Below are 15055 nucleotides of genomic sequence, written 5' to 3'. Positions count from 1 at the left end.
TCGAACGGAGCAGTTCGTATGCCGTATGCCGTGAACCTGGCGGGCCGCTCAGCCGAGCTTGACCCCGACGAGCGCGCCGATGGCATACGTCACGCCCATGGCGAGCAGGCCACCCCCGACGTTGCGCAGGACCGCCCGGGTCGCGGGGCTGCGCCCCAGGCGGGCGCTCGCCCAGCCCGTGAAGGCCAGGGCCGCGGCGACGCTGAGCACGGTGACGTGGATGCGCCAGGACGCCGGGCTGAAGGTGATGGTCAGCATCGGCAGGATGGCCCCGACGACGAAGGCGAGCATCGAGGCGCCGGCCGCGTGCCACGGGTTCGTCAGGTCGGTCGGGTCGATGCCCAGCTCGGCCTCGGCGTGCGCGGCCAGCGCGTCGTGGGCGGTGAGCTCCCGGGCGACCTCGGCGGCGAGCTCACGACGCATCCCCTTGGCCTCGTAGATCTGGATCAGCTCCTCGAGCTCGCCCTCGGGGTCCTCGCGCAGCTCACGCGTCTCGAGCTCGATGAGGGCCCGCTCCGAGTCGCGCTGGGTGCTGACCGAGACGTACTCACCGGCGGCCATCGACATGGCGCCGGCGGACAGGGCCGCGAGGCCGGCGAGCACGATGGCGGCCTTGTCCGCGGTCGCGCCGGCGACACCGACGACGACGCCGGCCGTCGAGACGATGCCGTCGTTGGCCCCGAGGACGCCGGCTCGCAACCAGTTGAGCCGGTTTCCCACGTTTGCGTCGTGCGGCTCGTCGCGGTCATGGTTCGCCTCGATCGGCGTCGGCTCTCCGGACGGGCGGACGTCGGACATGCGTGGTGCTCCGATCAGTGGGGGCCGCTCGGTGGTGCAGCGGTGGCACGGGGTTGCCACCGATCGTCGCACCCGGCCCCGGGGGTGTCACCGTAGGGGAGGCTCACCTGACGGGCTGCCGTGCCGAAACAGGGGGACATGCGGGCGGTGCGCCCGTCCATGCGCGAAGATCGTGACATGTCGGACGTTCCGGGCGAGACCAGTGCAGTCGAGGGTGACCTCTACCGCTGGATGGTCGGGGCGTCGCCGGACGGGCTCTGGGTGTTCGACGAGGCCGGGCGCACGATCTTCGCCAACGCGCGGATGGCTGAGATGCTCGGTCGCGCCGCCGACGACATGGTCGGCTTCTCGGTGTTCGAGGCGGTCGACGACGTCGGCAAGGAGCAGTTCCGCCACCACCTCGCGGAGCTCGCGACCCACGGCGTTCCCGGCGACAACCTCGAGTGCAGCCTCCTCGACGCGCAGGGCAACCGCTTCTGGGCGCTCGTGTCGCACACCCCGCTCGTCGACGACGCCGGAACGCGCCGGGGCTGGATGCACCGCGTCAGCGAGCACAGCGCCCAGCGCAAGCTGCTCGACCAGCTCGCCGAGGCCCAGTCGATCGCGAGGATCGGGAGCTGGGAGTGGGACGTCGAGACCGACCTCGTGTCGTGGTCCGACGAGCTCTACCGCATCTACGGCCTGGACCGGACCGGCCTGACCCCCACCTACGAGGGCTTCCTCGCGCGCATCCATCCGGACGACCGCGCCCGCGTGGCCGAGGTCGTCGGCGCCGCGCTCGAGTCCGACGACGCATTCGACTTCGAGGCCCGGGTGGTCCGCACGAACGGTGCCGTCGCCTGGATCCGCGGACAGGGCCTTGTCACGCGCGACCCCGAGGGCCGGGCGCGTCGAATGGGCGGCACGACCCAGGACATCACCGAGAAGAAGGAGTCCGAGGAGGCCCTCGGCCTCGTCACGGCGATGGCGACGGCAGCCAACGAGGCCGCCACCCTCGAGGACGCCCTGCCCGCGGTCCTGCTCGAGGTGACGCGTCACACGACGTGGCGCCCCGTCGTGGCGACCTTCGTCGACGCCGACGGCGCCCTCGGCGCCCCGATCCGACCAGCGGCAGGCACCGAGTCGAGCGCGATACCGGTCGACGTCGGGATGGACGTCGCAGCCCGCGCCGCAGCGACCCGGTCGGTCGTCGTCGAGCACTCGCCGGACCGGCCGACCATGGTCGCCGTACCCGTCGTCAACGAAGGACGCGTCGCCTGCGTCCTCGTCCTCGACATGCGCAGCGCGACGCCTCTCGCGGGGTCCGAGACGGCCATGATCACGCAGATCGCCGCGCTCTTCGCCCGGGTGGCCGACCGCGAGTGGACCGCCGAGCGCCTGGCCCGGGCGCGAGACGCGGCGATGGACGCCTCGCGCGCCAAGTCGGCGTTCCTCGCGACGATGAGCCACGAGATCCGCACGCCTCTCAACGGCGTCATCGGCCTCGCCGAGCTGCTCGGGCGCACCGAGCTGACGCCGTACCAGCGGCGTCTGTCCGACGGCATCGACCAGGCCGGTCGCGTCCTGCTCGGACTCGTCAACGACATCCTCGACCTGTCGAAGATCGAGGCCGGCCGTCTCGAGCTCGAGTCGGTCGACTTCGACCCGGCTGCTGTGCTGGAGCGCAGCGTCGCGCTGCTCGGTGAGCGAGCTCGCGCCAAGTCGCTCGACCTGTCCGTCTCCCACGGGCCGGACGTGCCGTTCATGGTGTCCGGTGACCCGGTGCGCTTCGGCCAGGTCGTCGCCAACCTCACGACGAACGCCGTGAAGTTCACCGATGCCGGCAGCGTCACCATCCGCCTGAACCTCGACCGGCTGACCCCGGCCGGTCCGGTGCTGCGGGTCGAGGTCACCGACACCGGTGCAGGGATCCATCCCGAGGTGCGCTCCCGGCTGTTCGAGTCGTTCTCGCAGGGTGACTCCTCGACGACGCGCGAGTACGGCGGCAACGGGCTGGGGCTCGCGATCAGCCGGCAGATCGTCACGGCGTTCGGCGGCGAGATCGGAGTCGAGAGCGAGCCGGGGCACGGCAGCACGTTCCGGTTCACCGCCGCCTTCGCGGCGGCTTCGGCGCGAAGCGTCGGCCGATCGCAGTCGCAGGCGGCAGCCGTGTCCGGGCTTCGGGTCCTCGTCGTCGGCGCCGACAAGGCGCACCGGGGGCGCGTCGAGGAGCAGCTGACCACCTGGTCGATGTCGGTGACCTCCGCGACGTCCGGTGCCGACGGCCTCGTGCAGCTCGACCGTGCCGACCGCGGCGGCAGCCCGATCGACGTCGTCGTCCTCGACGATCCCTCCGCGGGGGCCGAGGGCCTGCAGGTCGCCCGGATGATCCGCTCCGACGAGCGATTCGCCGCCGTACGCGTCGTGCTCGCGTGCGCGCACGTGCCACCTCCCGACGTGGCGACGTCGAAGGACGCCGGCGTCGACGCGGTCCTGACGGCGCCCGTCATGCCCTCCTCGCTCTTCGACGCGATGGCAGACGTCGTCGGAAGAGCGCTGGCGACCGAGTCGCTGCGGCCGGAGCTCCCACCGCCGGGAGCCGACGGACACCTGGGCACGGTCCTCGTCGTCGAGGACAACGAGGTCAACCAGCTCGTCGCCCAGGGTGTGCTCGAGAGCCTCGGCTACGCCGTCCGGCTCGCCGGCAACGGGGTGGAGGGCGTCGAGGCGTACCGGACCGAGGGCAGCAAGCTCGTGGCCGTCCTGATGGACTGCCAGATGCCGCAGATGGACGGCTACGCCGCCACCCGCGCGATCCGAGCTCGTGAGGCACCCGGCCACCGCCTGCCCGTCATCGCGATGACGGCCTCGGCCATCGCCGGCGAACGGGAGCGCTGCCTGCAGGCGGGCATGGACGACTTCCTGACCAAACCCATCGACGTCTCGCTCCTCGCGTCCACCCTCCGACGCTGGACGGGCACGGACGCGGCACCGCGGTCAGCTGCGGCAGGGGGAGCGGGCAGCGCAGACGCACGTCCGAGCGGTGGCCCCGCACGGGCCGTCGACGCCCGCGTGCTCGACCTGCGGCGCCTCGAGGAGCTGCTCGACCTCGACCCCGGTGACCCGTCGATGCTGCTCCGTTTCATCGGTCGCTTCGGAGCCGGCTCCCGTCAGCGCGTCGCCGAGATGCGCGAGGCGGCCAGCGGCGGGAACGCCGAGAGCCAAGGGCGGATCGGTCACGCGCTCAAGGGAACTGCGGCCAACCTCGGTGCCGTGGTCCTGGCCGACGTGTGCCGGCAGGTGGAAGACCTCGGGGCGGCCGGCCAGCTGGCCGACGAAGCCCTCGTCGCCCGCGTCGAGGACGAGGTCGACCGGGCGACGAGGGCGCTCGAGGAGTTTGCCGCGCAGCTGCGCGACCACTGACGGGAGTGCGGCTCAGGTGGTCCTCGTGCCGCCGGACGTGCCCGAGCCGGAGTCGTCCTGTCCGTCGGAGAAGGGGTCCGTGCCCAGGCCGCCCTGGCCGCCCTGGCCGCTCTGGTCGTCCTGACCCAGCTGCCTGAGGAGGTCCTGCGGGTCGAGCTGGCTCAGCTGGTTCGGGTCGATGCCACTGAGCCCGCTGAGCCCGCTGAGGCCGCCACCCGGCAGCCCGTTCTGCAGGTTCGGCAGCTGTTGGGGACTCGTGCCCTGCTGGTTCTGCTGGTTCTGCTGGTTCTGCAGGCCTCGCTGGCCACCCGGGAACGGGAAGTTGCGGCCACCGCCCGGACCCCGGAAGCCAGCGTCGTCCCCGGTCGAACCGGCCGGCATCGCGGCCGCTGCGCCGATGGCGCCCGCGGAGGCGAGCACCAGCGCGAGCCCGGCGGTCACGGCCGTCTTCTTCGCGGTCCATCGTGGGCCGTCCGTGGCCGCAGCCCCTGCCCCCGCCGGCCTGTCGCGCGTCGGGAGCCCGGTGGGTGAGAGCGGCACCCCGGGCCCGGCGATCGGGGACGCCTCGCTCGGCGACGCGGCATACGCGGCATACGCGTACGGCGTGGAAGGCGGAGTCACCGGCATGTCGGTCGTCGGGGCGGAGGGGAGCTGCTGCGTGTCGTCGACGGCTGCCGGGCGGCCGGGATCGAACTGCGGGAGCGCGGGCCGGGGCGGCTCGGCCGGAACCTGCGGGCTGGACTCGTTGCTCATGGACTTCACGGTCGGGCCGATCCCTGTGCGAGCGCTGTGGCGCAGCCATCGAGGCGCTGGGACTTGGAGACGCCGGGACAGAGGCTCCACAGGAATCGCACAGGGAGGTACTGGTCATCCCACAGTCCCGCGGGTTTCACTGGATGACATGAGCGAGAAGACCAAGTCCGCGGCCGCGCGGCTCCAGCGACTCGACGGCTCCCCGGTGCGGGTCCTCGTCGTCGACGACGAGGTGAACCTCACCGAGCTGCTCGGGATGGCCCTGCGCTACGAGGGGTGGGAGGTGCGGGCCGCCGGCACCGGCATGGAGGCTGTGCGCGCGGCGCGTGAGTTCGACCCCGACGCGGTCGTGCTCGACATGATGCTTCCCGACTTCGACGGGCTCGAGGTGCTCCGGCGCATGCGTGCGGACAACAGCAACGTGCCCGTCCTCTTCCTCACCGCGAAGGACGCCGTCGAGGACCGAGTCTCGGGTCTGACCGCCGGCGGCGACGACTACGTCACCAAGCCGTTCTCCCTCGAGGAGGTCGTCGCCCGCGTCCGAGCGCTCATGCGCCGCACGACGGTCGCCGTGTCGTCCTCCGACTCCGTGCTCGTCGTCGGTGACCTCACCCTCGACGAGGACAGCCACGAGGTCCGCCGCGGCAGCGAGGAGATCCACCTGACCGCAACGGAGTTCGAGCTGCTGCGCTACCTCATGCGCAACCCGAAGCGCGTGCTCTCGAAGGCGCAGATCCTCGACCGCGTGTGGAACTACGACTTCGGCGGCCAGGCCAACGTCGTCGAGCTCTACATCTCCTACCTGCGCAAGAAGATCGACGCCGGACGGGAGCCGATGATCCACACCATGCGAGGGGCTGGGTATGTCCTCAAGCCGGCCGTCTGACACCGGCACCGAGCTGCCCGACCCCGCGGACCTCCCCGACGCCGACGGCGCGATCGCGCCCGACCTCTTCTCCGACGTCGTCGGCTTCCGTGACGACGACACCGACGAGCACGCCGACCACGCCGAGCCCGACGCTCCTGGAGACGATCGCACGCGGTCGTATGCCGCGACGCCCGACCACGACGCCGGCCACGACGCCGGTGACGATGCTGGCCGCGACGTTGGCCACGACCCGCGGCCGCCCGCGTCGTCGACCTCATCCGTGCGCCAGCGTCTCGTGGACGCGTGGGACCGCACGAGGCCGTGGTCGGCCTGGACGTTGCGCGCCAAGCTCGTCGCCTCGATGCTCGCGCTCTTCACGGTGCTCAGCCTCGCGACCGGAGCCTTCACCGTCATCGCGCTCGACCGGCAGCTCACCGGTCAGGTCGACGACCAGCTGCGCACCTCGGTCTCCCAGCTCGTCAACGGGCGCCCCTTCGACACCGGGCTGGGGGACCGGGGCGACGGCGGCCCCCGGGGCCCGGGCGACGAGGGGCTCATCGCCTTCTTCCCCCTGTCCCCGACGGCTGACGTGCCGGTCGCTGCCGGCACCGCGTCGTCGAGCGGCCACGCCCGCATCCCGCTCTCGTCGAGCCAGCTGAACGGACTCAGCAGCGCTGGTCTCGGCCCGCAGCCGACGACCGTGTCGCTCGACGGTCTGGGCCCCTACCGCCTCGTGTCGACGGCCGGATCGCTCGTGAACCCGCAGACCCGGACCGACACGACCGGCACGTTCGTCGTGGGCCTGCCCGTCGCGCAGCAGCATCGCACCGTGCAGCAGATGGTCGTGCTCGCGATCAGCACCGTGGCTGCCGGCATCATCCTCGTGGCCGTGCTGGGCACCTGGCTCGTGCGCCGCAACCTCGAGCCGTTGCGCCGGCTCGCGAGGACGGCGACCAAGGTCTCGCAGACGCCGCTCGACTCGGGACAGGTCGCGCTCGCCGAGCGGGTCGACCCGGCGGACACCGACACCCGGACCGAGGTCGGCAAGGTGGGCGCGGCCTTCAACGAGATGCTCGACCACGTCGACGAGGCGCTCAACGCGCGCCACCAGAGCGAGCAGCGCGTCCGGCAGTTCGTCGCGGACGCCTCGCACGAGCTGCGCACGCCGCTGGCGTCGATCAAGGGGTATGCCGAGCTCTCCCGTCGCGAGGCCGACGCCGTGCCACCGACGGTGACCCACGCGATGGTCCGCATCGAGTCGGAGGCCAACCGGATGAGCTCGCTCGTCGAGGACCTGCTCCTCCTCGCGCGTCTCGACGCCGGCCGTCCCCTCGAGGAGGCTCCAGTCGACGTGTCGATGCTCGTCATCAACGCGGTGAGCGACGCGCATGCAGCATCTCCGGGTCACCGCTGGGACCTCGACCTGCCTCCCGAGCCGGTCGAGGTGACGGGAGACAGCGCCCGACTGCACCAGGTCGTCGCCAACCTGCTCGCCAACGCGCGGACCCACACCCCCGACGGCACCCGCGTCACGACCTCGGTGCGGCCGGAGGGCGAGTGGGTGCGGGTCGCGGTCCACGACGACGGTCCGGGGGTGCCGGAGTCGTTGCAGCCCAACGTCTTCGAACGTTTCGCCCGCGGTGACGACGCCCGCGTGCGGGCTGGTGGCAGCACCGGGCTGGGCCTGTCGATCGTGGCCGCGGTGAGCAAGGCCCACGGCGGTCGCGTCGAGCTCGAGAGTCGCCCCGGCGACACGACCTTCAGCCTGCTCCTGCCCGCAGCCCCCTGACCGAGCCCGGTCCGTCCGAGCGCAAGGGCGACCCGAACCACCACCCCCGCCGCGACCCGCCGCGACCGCCGCCACAACCCCGCCCAGGCGGAGTTGTGGTGGTGGTTCGGGGGTCTGGGGTCTCGGTTTTGTCCGCCGGGGCGGAGCTGTGGTGGTGGTTCGGGGGTCTGGGGTCTCGGTTTGTCCGCCGGGGCGGAGTTGTGGGGGTGGTTCGGGGGTCTGGGGTCTCGGTTTGTCCGCCGGGGCGGAGTTGTGGGGGTGGTTCGGGGGTCTGGGGCCTCACTTTCTTCGCCGGGGCGGAGTTGTTGTGGTGGTTTGGTCACTCATCACGGGACCAAAGTCATGTCATAGGCAGGGCACAGTCCGGCCCGCGACGGTGGGGGCATGGACACGATGACCCTCACCACGGGTGGGACCGGCACCGCCCCGATGCCCGTCGGGGCGGCGGACTCCCGCCCCCAGACCACGCCGCCGCCCGCCCGCGCGGGTCGTCCCGGTCGAATCCGGCGCCTCTGGCGTGGGGCCGACGCCGACCCGGGCTGGGCCCGCCCCGCCCTCCTCGGGCTCCTGCTCGTGACGCTCGTGCTCTACACGTGGAACCTCACCGCGAGCGGCTACGCGAACTCGTTCTACTCCGCCGCGGTCCAGGCCGGCAGCGACAGCTGGAAGGCGTTCTTCTACGGCAGCTCGGACGCCGCCAACTCGATCACCGTCGACAAGCCGCCGGCCTCCCTCTGGGTGATGGCCCTGTCGGTGCGGTTGCTCGGCCTCAGCTCGTTCGCGATTCTGCTGCCGCAGGCGCTCATGGGCGTCGCGACGGTGGGCGTCGTCTACACCACGGTCAAGCGCCAGTTCGGTGCTGTCGCGGGCCTCATCGCGGGCGTGGTCCTCGCGTTGACCCCCGTCGCCGCCCTGATGTTCACGTTCAACAACCCCGACGCCCTCCTGACCCTGCTCATGGCGCTGGGCGCGTGGGCCACGATCAAGGCGATCGAGCAGGCCTCGCCGAAGTGGATGATGATCGTCGGTGTCTTCATCGGCCTCGGCTTCCTCACCAAGACCCTCCAGGTCCTCCTCGTCGTCCCGTTCTTCGGGCTCGCCTACCTCATCGCGGCCCCGACGACCCTGCGCAAGCGGATCGTCCACTCGCTCCTCGCCGTCGGCGCCATGGTGCTGTCGGCCGGCTGGTGGGTCGCGATCGTCGAGCTCGTCCCGGCGTCGGCCCGTCCCTACATCGGTGGCAGCCAGACGAACTCGTTCCTCGAGCTGACCTTCGGCTACAACGGTCTCGGCCGCCTGAGCGGTGACGAGACCGGCTCGGTGGGCGGCGGCGGTGGCGGCGCCACTGGCGGTGGCATGTGGGGCTCGACCGGACTCTTCCGGATGTTCTCCTCCAGCGTCGGCGACCAGATCTCCTGGCTCATCCCGAGCGCGCTCATCCTGCTCGCAGCCGGCCTGTGGCTGCGTGGCCGTCGCCCGCGCACCGACCTGCGCCGCGCTGCCTACCTCGTCTGGGGCGGCTGGCTCGTCGTGACGATGCTCGTCTTCTCGTTCATGGCCGGCATCTTCCACGAGTACTACACCGTCGCCCTCGCCCCGGCGATCGGTGCCCTGGTCGGCATGGGCGCGGTCGAGGTCTGGCAGCGCCGATCGAGCGCCGTCGCCACCATCGCCCTCGCCGCCGCGACCGCGGCAGCCGCGACGTGGAGCTTCATCCTCCTCTCGCGCACGACGGCCTACGGTGACTGGCTCCGCATCTCGGTGCTCGCGATCGGCATGGCGGCCGCCCTGCTCATCCTCGCGACCCGGTGGATGCACGCCCGGTCCGTGCCCGTCGTCCTCGCCGCGGCGCTCATCGCCGGCCTCGCCGGCCCCGGGGCGTATGCCGTGTCCACCACCGCCCAGGGCCACAGCGGCTCCATCGTGACGGCCGGACCCGCCGGGTCGAGCCGTGGTCCCGGTGGCGGGGGCGGTTTCCGCGGGGGCACGCCGCCCCAGCTGCCCGGCCAGACCGGCACCAACGGCACGACCCAGCAAGGCGGCCCGCAGACCGGTGGAGCCGGGGGCGGCATGGGCGGTCTGCTTGACGCTTCGACGCCGAGCACGGCCGTGGTCTCGGCGCTCTCCGCGAACGCCGACCACTACACGTGGGTCGCCGCAGCCATCGGCTCGCAGACCGCGGCAGGACTTCAGCTCGGCACGCAGCTCCCGGTCATGGCCATCGGCGGCTTCAACGGCTCGGACCCGAGCCCGACGCTCGCGCAGTTCCAGCAGTACGTGACCAACGGCCAGATCCACTACTTCGCCAGCGCCGGAAGGGGATTCGGCAACCAGAACGGCGGCAGCAGCGCATCGTCGGAGATCAGCTCGTGGGTGCAGGACAACTTCACCCCGGTGACGATCGACGGATCGACCTTCTACGACCTGACCCAGCCCGTCCAGTGACGACGATGTCAGCCACCTCGTCGCTGCCACGAATCCGCCTGTCGCAGCAGATCGTCCGCTTCGCCGGCGTGGGCATCGTGTCCACCGCCCTGCACCTCGGCCTCTTCGCGGCCCTGGTGCGGGGCGGTGCGCCGTCACAGCTGGCCAACGGGGTCGCCCTCGTCATCGCGACCGTGTGCAACACCGCGCTGAACCGGGCGTGGACGTTCGGGGTGTCGGGTCGCCGCAGGCTGGTCTCCCAGCACGGCCAGGCGCTCGTCATTTTCGCGATCACGTATGCCGCCACGACCGTCGCGCTCGCCGTGCTCGGTGCGCTCGTCCCCGACGCAGGCACCGCCGTGCAGACCGCGGTCGTCGCCGCGGCCAACGTCCTGTCGACCGGCGCCCGGTTCGTGGCGATGCGCCGCTGGATCTTCCGCGTGCCTGCCGAGCCGGCCCGTCCGGCGCTCAGCGGGCCGACGGACCGCCACGACCCGGCATACGTGGTCGACGGCGTGCTCGAGAGCCCCCACGACGACCGCTGACGGCGGTCTGTCGGTCCGCCGGACGGCCGCCCTGACCGCTCAGTCCCGGTCGTCGGGCGCGGCGCACGCCTCCCACCACGGGTCCTGATGAGCGGCGACGACCTCGTCGATGTCGTTGCCGCTCAGCTCGATCCGCGTGCCGACGCGTGGTGCGACCATCCGCACGCCCCGCTCGGCGGCCGCCCGCCGGGCCCAGCGGATCGGTTCGCTCCACCAGTGCGTGGCGAGGTTGAAGGTGGCCCAGTGGATGGGCAGCAGCACCGCGTCGGTCTCGCCCTTGTTGACCTCGAGGTGGGCCTCGATGGCCTCCTCGGGGTTGAGGTGGATGTCGGGCCAGTGCACGCTGTAGGCGCCGATGGGGAGCATCGTCAGGTCGAACGGCCCGAGGTCGGCGCCGATGTCGGCGTAGCGGTGCGTCGGCCCCGAGTCGCCGCCGAAGAAGACGGAGTGCCGGGGTCCGTGCAGCGACCAGGCCGCCCACAGCGTCTGGTTGCGCACGAAGCCACGCCCGGAGAAGTGCCGCGCCTCGGTGCACGTGAGGCGGATGCCGGCGATCTCGGTCTCCTCCCGCCAGTCGAGGCTCGTGATGCGTCCGGTGGGCACGCCCCACGACCGCAAGTGGGCGTCGACACCGAGCGGCACGACGTAGTGCGGCTGGTGGGTGCGCTCGAGCTGCCGGATCGACGGCTCGTCGAGGTGGTCGTAGTGGTCGTGGCTGATGACCACCGCGTCGAGGTGCGGGATCTCGGCGATGCGGCCGGGGACGGGGTGCAGCCGCTTCGGCCCCGCGACGACCGAGGGCGAGGCGCGCTTGCCGAAGACGGGGTCGAGCAGGAAGCGCCGCCCGTCGAGCTCGACGACGCTCGTCGCGTGGCCGTACCACGTGACGGCCAGGTCGGCGGGCTCGTGCGGGTGCCGCGGGGTCACGAGCGGGACGGTGCCCCGGGGTCGGCCGTGGCCGAACTCGCGCGCCATCGTCGCGAGCATGCTGCCCGGGCCCTCGGCCTCGGACGTCGCGACGACGTGGGTCGGCTCGTGGGAGCGGAACTCCCCGTCGCGGTAGTTCGGCGATGCGGTGGCGCGCTGGCGCTGCGACGCGGTCGTCGCACCCATCCGGCGCAGGATCGGGAGCTGCACGGGCTTCTCCTGCCTGTCGTGCCTCACGGTTCAGCGGCCACGCGGGTGCGGGCTGCCGTCATTCTCGTCCAGCGACGGGGCGGCCGTCCGAGTTCCCGATGGCCGTATGCCGTATGCCGTGTGCCGCCTGGGCGGGTCGGTCAGTCGCGGTCCTCGGGCGCCGCGCACTGCTCCCACCAGGGCTCGGAGTGGGCTGCCGCGACGGCCTGGGCGTCGCCCCCCGAGAGGTCGACGCGCTCGCCGACCCGGGGGAAGGCGACGGGGACGTGTGCCTGGGCCGCACCCCGGCGGATGCGGCGGACGGGCTCGGTCCACCAGTGCATCGAGAGGTTGAAGGTGGCCCAGTGGACGGGGACGAGGAGGGACTCGCGGGCGGCGGTCGGCACCGTGCGGGTCGTCTCGGTGCGCTCGCCCTCCTCGTGGGCGCCTCCCGGGGTGTCGATGCGGTGGTCCTCGTCGATGAACTCGTCGGCCACCCCTGCCTCGTCCTCGGTCAGGGCGTGCATCTCGTCGCCGATGCGGTTGACGTCGCGGTGCGCCGCGAGGGCCTGCTCGGGGTCCATGTGGATGTCGGGCCAGAACGGGTCGTAGGCGCCGACGGGCATGAGCGTCAGGTCGAAGGGGCCGAGGTCCGCCCCGATGGCGGCGAAGCGCTTGGACGTGCCGGAGTCGCCCGGGTAGTAGGCGCTGTGGCGGGGTCCCCGCAGAGCCCAGCCCGCCCACAGGGTCTGGCTGTCGACGAGCCCCCGGCCGGAGTTGTGCCGCGCCTCGGTGCAGGTGAGCCGGATGCCGGCCACCTCGGTCTCCTCGCGCCAGTCGAGCACCGTGATGCGCTGCTCGGGGACGCCCCAGGCGAGCAGGTGCGCGTTGACACCGAGGGGCACGACGTAGTGCGGCCGGTGGGTCTCCTCGAGCCGGACGATGGACGGCTGGTCGAGGTGGTCGTAGTGGTCGTGGCTGATGAGCACGGCGTCGATGCTGGGGATGTCGGCGATCGCCCCCGGGACCGGGTGCATGCGTCGGGGACCGACGTGCCGGATCGGGGAGACGCGCTCGCTGAAGACGGGGTCGATGAGGAAGCGGGCGCCGTCGATCTCGAGCACGCTGGTCGCGTGGCCGTACCACGTGACGGCGAGCTCGCCCGGCTGCCGCGGCGGCTCCGCCGGGACGACCGGGACCCTGCCGGCGGGCTTGCCGCGGTCGCCGACTCGGATGGCGGCGACGAGCGCGTGCGTCTGGGCCCGGACCCGCGGGCGCAGCGACGGCTCCTCGCCCTCGAACCGGCGGTTCGCGAAGTTCGGGGAGTCCTGGACGTAGGGCAGGACCGCTGCGGGAGAGGCGCCCATCCGGTTCATGACCCGCACGAACTGGCGCGCCCGGGTGCGCGAGGAGACCTTCTCAATGACCGACGAGAGGGCACGGACCGTGGGGTGGTCGGAGGTTCCGAGGCTGCGCATCGGGCGCCTTTCAAGCGGGGGCGAAGGGTGTGCTGAACCTACCCTGCGCCAGTCCGGCGTCACCATGGTGTTGACGTGACACCATGATAGTGTCATGATGATGCGCATGGACATCACCGAGTACGTCGACGCACTGCGTCGGGATCTCGCCCAGGCGGCCAGGGCGATGGGTCCGGAGACCGAGCAGGCCGCAGAGCGGATCGGTTTCGCTCTCGACTCCTCGGCCCGCCTCGCCCTGATGGATGCGCTGTCCCACGCGGCGGCCGAGATCACCAACGAGCTCGAGGGCACCTCCGTCGAGGTTCGGCTCCAGGGTCGAGAGCCCGTCTTCGTCGTCGTGGGGGCCGGCCCGTCGGCCGTCGCCGACGACACCCCGGCCATCGCCACCGATGACACCACCGTGGTGTCACTCGACGACGAGGGGGCCGAAACCTCCCGGATCACGCTGCGCCTGCCCGAGGCCCTCAAGGTCCGGGCCGAGGAGCTCGCCACCGGCCGGGGCCAGTCGCTCAACACGTGGATCGTCAACGCGGTCCGCGCCGCCACCGCGTCGGGGCCGGCCCCCATGCCGGGCTTCCCGCCGATGCCGCCCGGCCCGCAGTTCGGGCCCGGAGCCCCGGGCCGCAACCGCTCCTCCAACAAGCGCGTGCAGGGCTGGGTCCGCTGAGCGGCCCGGACAGACATCAGACCACTTCCGAGAAAAGGGGACATCCCATGGGCACGACCCTCGAGACCCGCTTCGACACGACGGGTCCCATCAACCTCAAGGCCGAGCTGCTCGTCGGCGACCTGACGCTGACCGTCGGCACCGGCACGACGACGACCGTCCGCCTCCACCCGCACGGCAAGCACGGAGCCGAGATCGCCGAGAAGTTCACCGTCGAGGCCCACGGCAACGACGTCTCGGTTCTCGCGCCCAAGCTGCGCGACAGCTTCTTCTCCCTCGGCACCAAGGGCTCCGTCGACGTCGAGGTGGAGCTGCCCGCCGCGAGTGCGGTGGACGCCAAGAGCGGCGCCGGCGACGTCACGGGCCTCGGGCTGCTCGGCGAGGTCCGGGCCACGACCGGCGCCGGCGACCTGACCTTCCACGAGGTGGGCTCGGCCCGGGTCAAGTCAGGATCTGGCGACATCACCCTCCAGTCGGCGAGCGACGACCTCGAGGCCAAGACGGGCTCCGGCGACATCACCGTCGGCACGGGCGGCGGACGTCTCGACCTGGTCTCGGGCAGCGGCGACATCGCCCTGCGTCGCTCCGATGCGGCCGTCAAGGCGAAGACCGGCTCCGGCGACCTCCAGATCGGGGCCTCGACCGGCGACCTCGAGCTGACGACGGGCACCGGCGACATCAACCTCGACGGCGTGCACGGTGGTGAGGTGCGGGCCCGGACGGGCACCGGCGACGTCACCATCGCGGTCGCCCACGGGGTCGCGGCCTACCTCGACCTCAACACCGTCACGGGTGACGTCGACATCGACCTCGAGGAGACCTCGGGCCCCGGTGACGCCGAGGCCCAGGCTCGGCTGGTCGTCCACTCCGGAAGCGGCGACATCCGCGTCAAGCGGGCGCAGGTGAGTCTCGCATGAGCGCCGGGACCGCGAACCTCACGCCCCAGGAGGCGATCGCCCGCGACCGCATCGTCGAGCGGGTCGCCGCAGCCCACCACGCGCACCACGTGCCCAAGCAGGCCGGCCGCATCCGCCGTCACGTCCGGGCCGCGCTCCTGCTGCGCAACCTCGCCGAGCGGCTCGACCCCACGGCCGAGCGTTCCGCCCGCGCCGGCAGCAGCCAGCACCCGGTGCCCGTCCTGCACGCCGGCCCCCGCCCCTGGACGGCGGCGCCCCGCCGGGCCCCGCACCGGCACAGCTGAACCCGCCCCTCCCG

At 72.3% G+C, this 15055-nt stretch carries 12 protein-coding genes; 8 read left to right on the top strand and 4 right to left on the bottom strand.

The window, feature by feature from the left end; genetic code table 11:
* Window positions 1-48 precede the first annotated feature (48 nt).
* On the bottom strand, window positions 49-798 hold the full coding sequence (locus AB4030_RS01545) for a VIT1/CCC1 transporter family protein (protein WP_442277412.1): 750 nt from the start codon (window positions 796-798) through the stop codon (window positions 49-51).
* A 177-nt stretch (window positions 799-975) separates the two neighbouring features.
* On the opposite strand from AB4030_RS01545, the gene AB4030_RS01540 reads away from it, so the two are divergent.
* On the top strand, window positions 976-4200 hold the full coding sequence (locus AB4030_RS01540) for a response regulator (protein ID WP_442277411.1): 3225 nt from the start codon (window positions 976-978) through the stop codon (window positions 4198-4200).
* A 12-nt stretch (window positions 4201-4212) separates the two neighbouring features.
* Here AB4030_RS01540 and AB4030_RS01535 read toward each other — a convergent pair whose 3' ends face one another.
* Window positions 4213-4953 carry a hypothetical protein gene (locus AB4030_RS01535; protein ID WP_442277410.1) on the bottom strand — a complete coding sequence of 247 codons (741 nt, stop codon included), beginning with the start codon at window positions 4951-4953 and terminating at the stop codon, window positions 4213-4215.
* Window positions 4954-5101: 148 nt separating this feature from the next.
* Between AB4030_RS01535 and AB4030_RS01530 the strand changes: the two genes are divergently transcribed.
* The 4 genes from AB4030_RS01530 to AB4030_RS01515 all read left to right on the top strand — a co-directional run bounded on the left by AB4030_RS01530 (window position 5102) and on the right by AB4030_RS01515 (window position 10579).
* On the top strand, window positions 5102-5839 hold the full coding sequence (locus AB4030_RS01530; protein WP_442277409.1) for a response regulator transcription factor: 738 nt from the start codon (window positions 5102-5104) through the stop codon (window positions 5837-5839).
* The gene (locus tag AB4030_RS01525) at window positions 5817-7610 is read left to right on the top strand and encodes a sensor histidine kinase (protein ID WP_442277408.1); all 1794 of its coding nucleotides are present in this window, start codon (window positions 5817-5819) and stop codon (window positions 7608-7610) included. The genes AB4030_RS01530 and AB4030_RS01525 overlap by 23 nt, the downstream gene beginning before the upstream one ends.
* Before the next feature lie 384 nt (window positions 7611-7994).
* Window positions 7995-10055 carry a glycosyltransferase family 39 protein gene (locus AB4030_RS01520; protein WP_442277407.1) on the top strand — a complete coding sequence of 687 codons (2061 nt, stop codon included), beginning with the start codon at window positions 7995-7997 and terminating at the stop codon, window positions 10053-10055.
* Window positions 10056-10060: 5 nt separating this feature from the next.
* The gene (locus AB4030_RS01515; protein WP_442277406.1) at window positions 10061-10579 is read left to right on the top strand and encodes a GtrA family protein; all 519 of its coding nucleotides are present in this window, start codon (window positions 10061-10063) and stop codon (window positions 10577-10579) included.
* Between the two features lie 39 nt (window positions 10580-10618).
* On the opposite strand, the gene AB4030_RS01510 is transcribed toward AB4030_RS01515, so the two are convergent.
* Window positions 10619-11716: an MBL fold metallo-hydrolase gene (locus AB4030_RS01510; RefSeq protein ID WP_442277405.1), complete on the bottom strand. Its 1098-nt coding sequence runs from the start codon at window positions 11714-11716 to the stop codon at window positions 10619-10621.
* A 140-nt stretch (window positions 11717-11856) separates the two neighbouring features.
* On the bottom strand, window positions 11857-13173 hold the full coding sequence (locus tag AB4030_RS01505; RefSeq protein WP_442277404.1) for an MBL fold metallo-hydrolase: 1317 nt from the start codon (window positions 13171-13173) through the stop codon (window positions 11857-11859).
* 94 nt (window positions 13174-13267) lie between these two features.
* On the opposite strand from AB4030_RS01505, the gene AB4030_RS01500 reads away from it, so the two are divergent.
* The 3 genes from AB4030_RS01500 to AB4030_RS01490 are packed head-to-tail and all read left to right on the top strand — an operon-like array spanning window position 13268 to window position 15041.
* Window positions 13268-13840 (top strand): toxin-antitoxin system HicB family antitoxin, encoded by a 573-nt coding sequence (locus tag AB4030_RS01500; RefSeq protein WP_442277403.1) that lies wholly within the window; start codon window positions 13268-13270, stop codon window positions 13838-13840.
* Window positions 13841-13887: 47 nt separating this feature from the next.
* Window positions 13888-14757 (top strand): DUF4097 family beta strand repeat-containing protein, encoded by an 870-nt coding sequence (locus AB4030_RS01495; RefSeq protein WP_442277402.1) that lies wholly within the window; start codon window positions 13888-13890, stop codon window positions 14755-14757.
* On the top strand, window positions 14754-15041 hold the full coding sequence (locus AB4030_RS01490) for a hypothetical protein (RefSeq protein WP_442277401.1): 288 nt from the start codon (window positions 14754-14756) through the stop codon (window positions 15039-15041). The genes AB4030_RS01495 and AB4030_RS01490 overlap by 4 nt, the downstream gene beginning before the upstream one ends.
* Window positions 15042-15055: the final 14 nt, after the last annotated feature.

Source organism: Terrabacter sp. 2YAF2 (genome assembly GCF_052114705.1).
In the GTDB taxonomy this organism is placed as follows: Bacteria; Actinomycetota; Actinomycetes; order Actinomycetales; family Dermatophilaceae; genus Terrabacter.
Note: the sequence above shows the minus strand (reverse complement) of the source record. Positions and strands in the feature narration are given on the sequence as shown.

Bases quoted from the DNA above. Each gene is read 5' to 3' on its own strand.
- AB4030_RS01525 (WP_442277408.1), top strand. From the start codon at position 5,817: ATGTCCTCAAGCCGGCCGTCTGACACCGGCACCGAGCTGCCCGACCCC.
- AB4030_RS01530 (WP_442277409.1), top strand. From the start codon at position 5,102: ATGAGCGAGAAGACCAAGTCCGCGGCCGCGCGGCTCCAGCGACTCGAC.
- AB4030_RS01545 (WP_442277412.1), bottom strand. From the start codon at position 798: ATGTCCGACGTCCGCCCGTCCGGAGAGCCGACGCCGATCGAGGCGAAC.
- AB4030_RS01520 (WP_442277407.1), top strand. From the start codon at position 7,995: ATGGACACGATGACCCTCACCACGGGTGGGACCGGCACCGCCCCGATG.
- AB4030_RS01535 (WP_442277410.1), bottom strand. From the start codon at position 4,953: ATGAGCAACGAGTCCAGCCCGCAGGTTCCGGCCGAGCCGCCCCGGCCC.
- AB4030_RS01505 (WP_442277404.1), bottom strand. From the start codon at position 13,173: ATGCGCAGCCTCGGAACCTCCGACCACCCCACGGTCCGTGCCCTCTCG.
- AB4030_RS01540 (WP_442277411.1), top strand. From the start codon at position 976: ATGTCGGACGTTCCGGGCGAGACCAGTGCAGTCGAGGGTGACCTCTAC.
- AB4030_RS01515 (WP_442277406.1), top strand. From the start codon at position 10,061: ATGTCAGCCACCTCGTCGCTGCCACGAATCCGCCTGTCGCAGCAGATC.
- AB4030_RS01495 (WP_442277402.1), top strand. From the start codon at position 13,888: ATGGGCACGACCCTCGAGACCCGCTTCGACACGACGGGTCCCATCAAC.
- AB4030_RS01490 (WP_442277401.1), top strand. From the start codon at position 14,754: ATGAGCGCCGGGACCGCGAACCTCACGCCCCAGGAGGCGATCGCCCGC.
- AB4030_RS01500 (WP_442277403.1), top strand. From the start codon at position 13,268: ATGATGATGCGCATGGACATCACCGAGTACGTCGACGCACTGCGTCGG.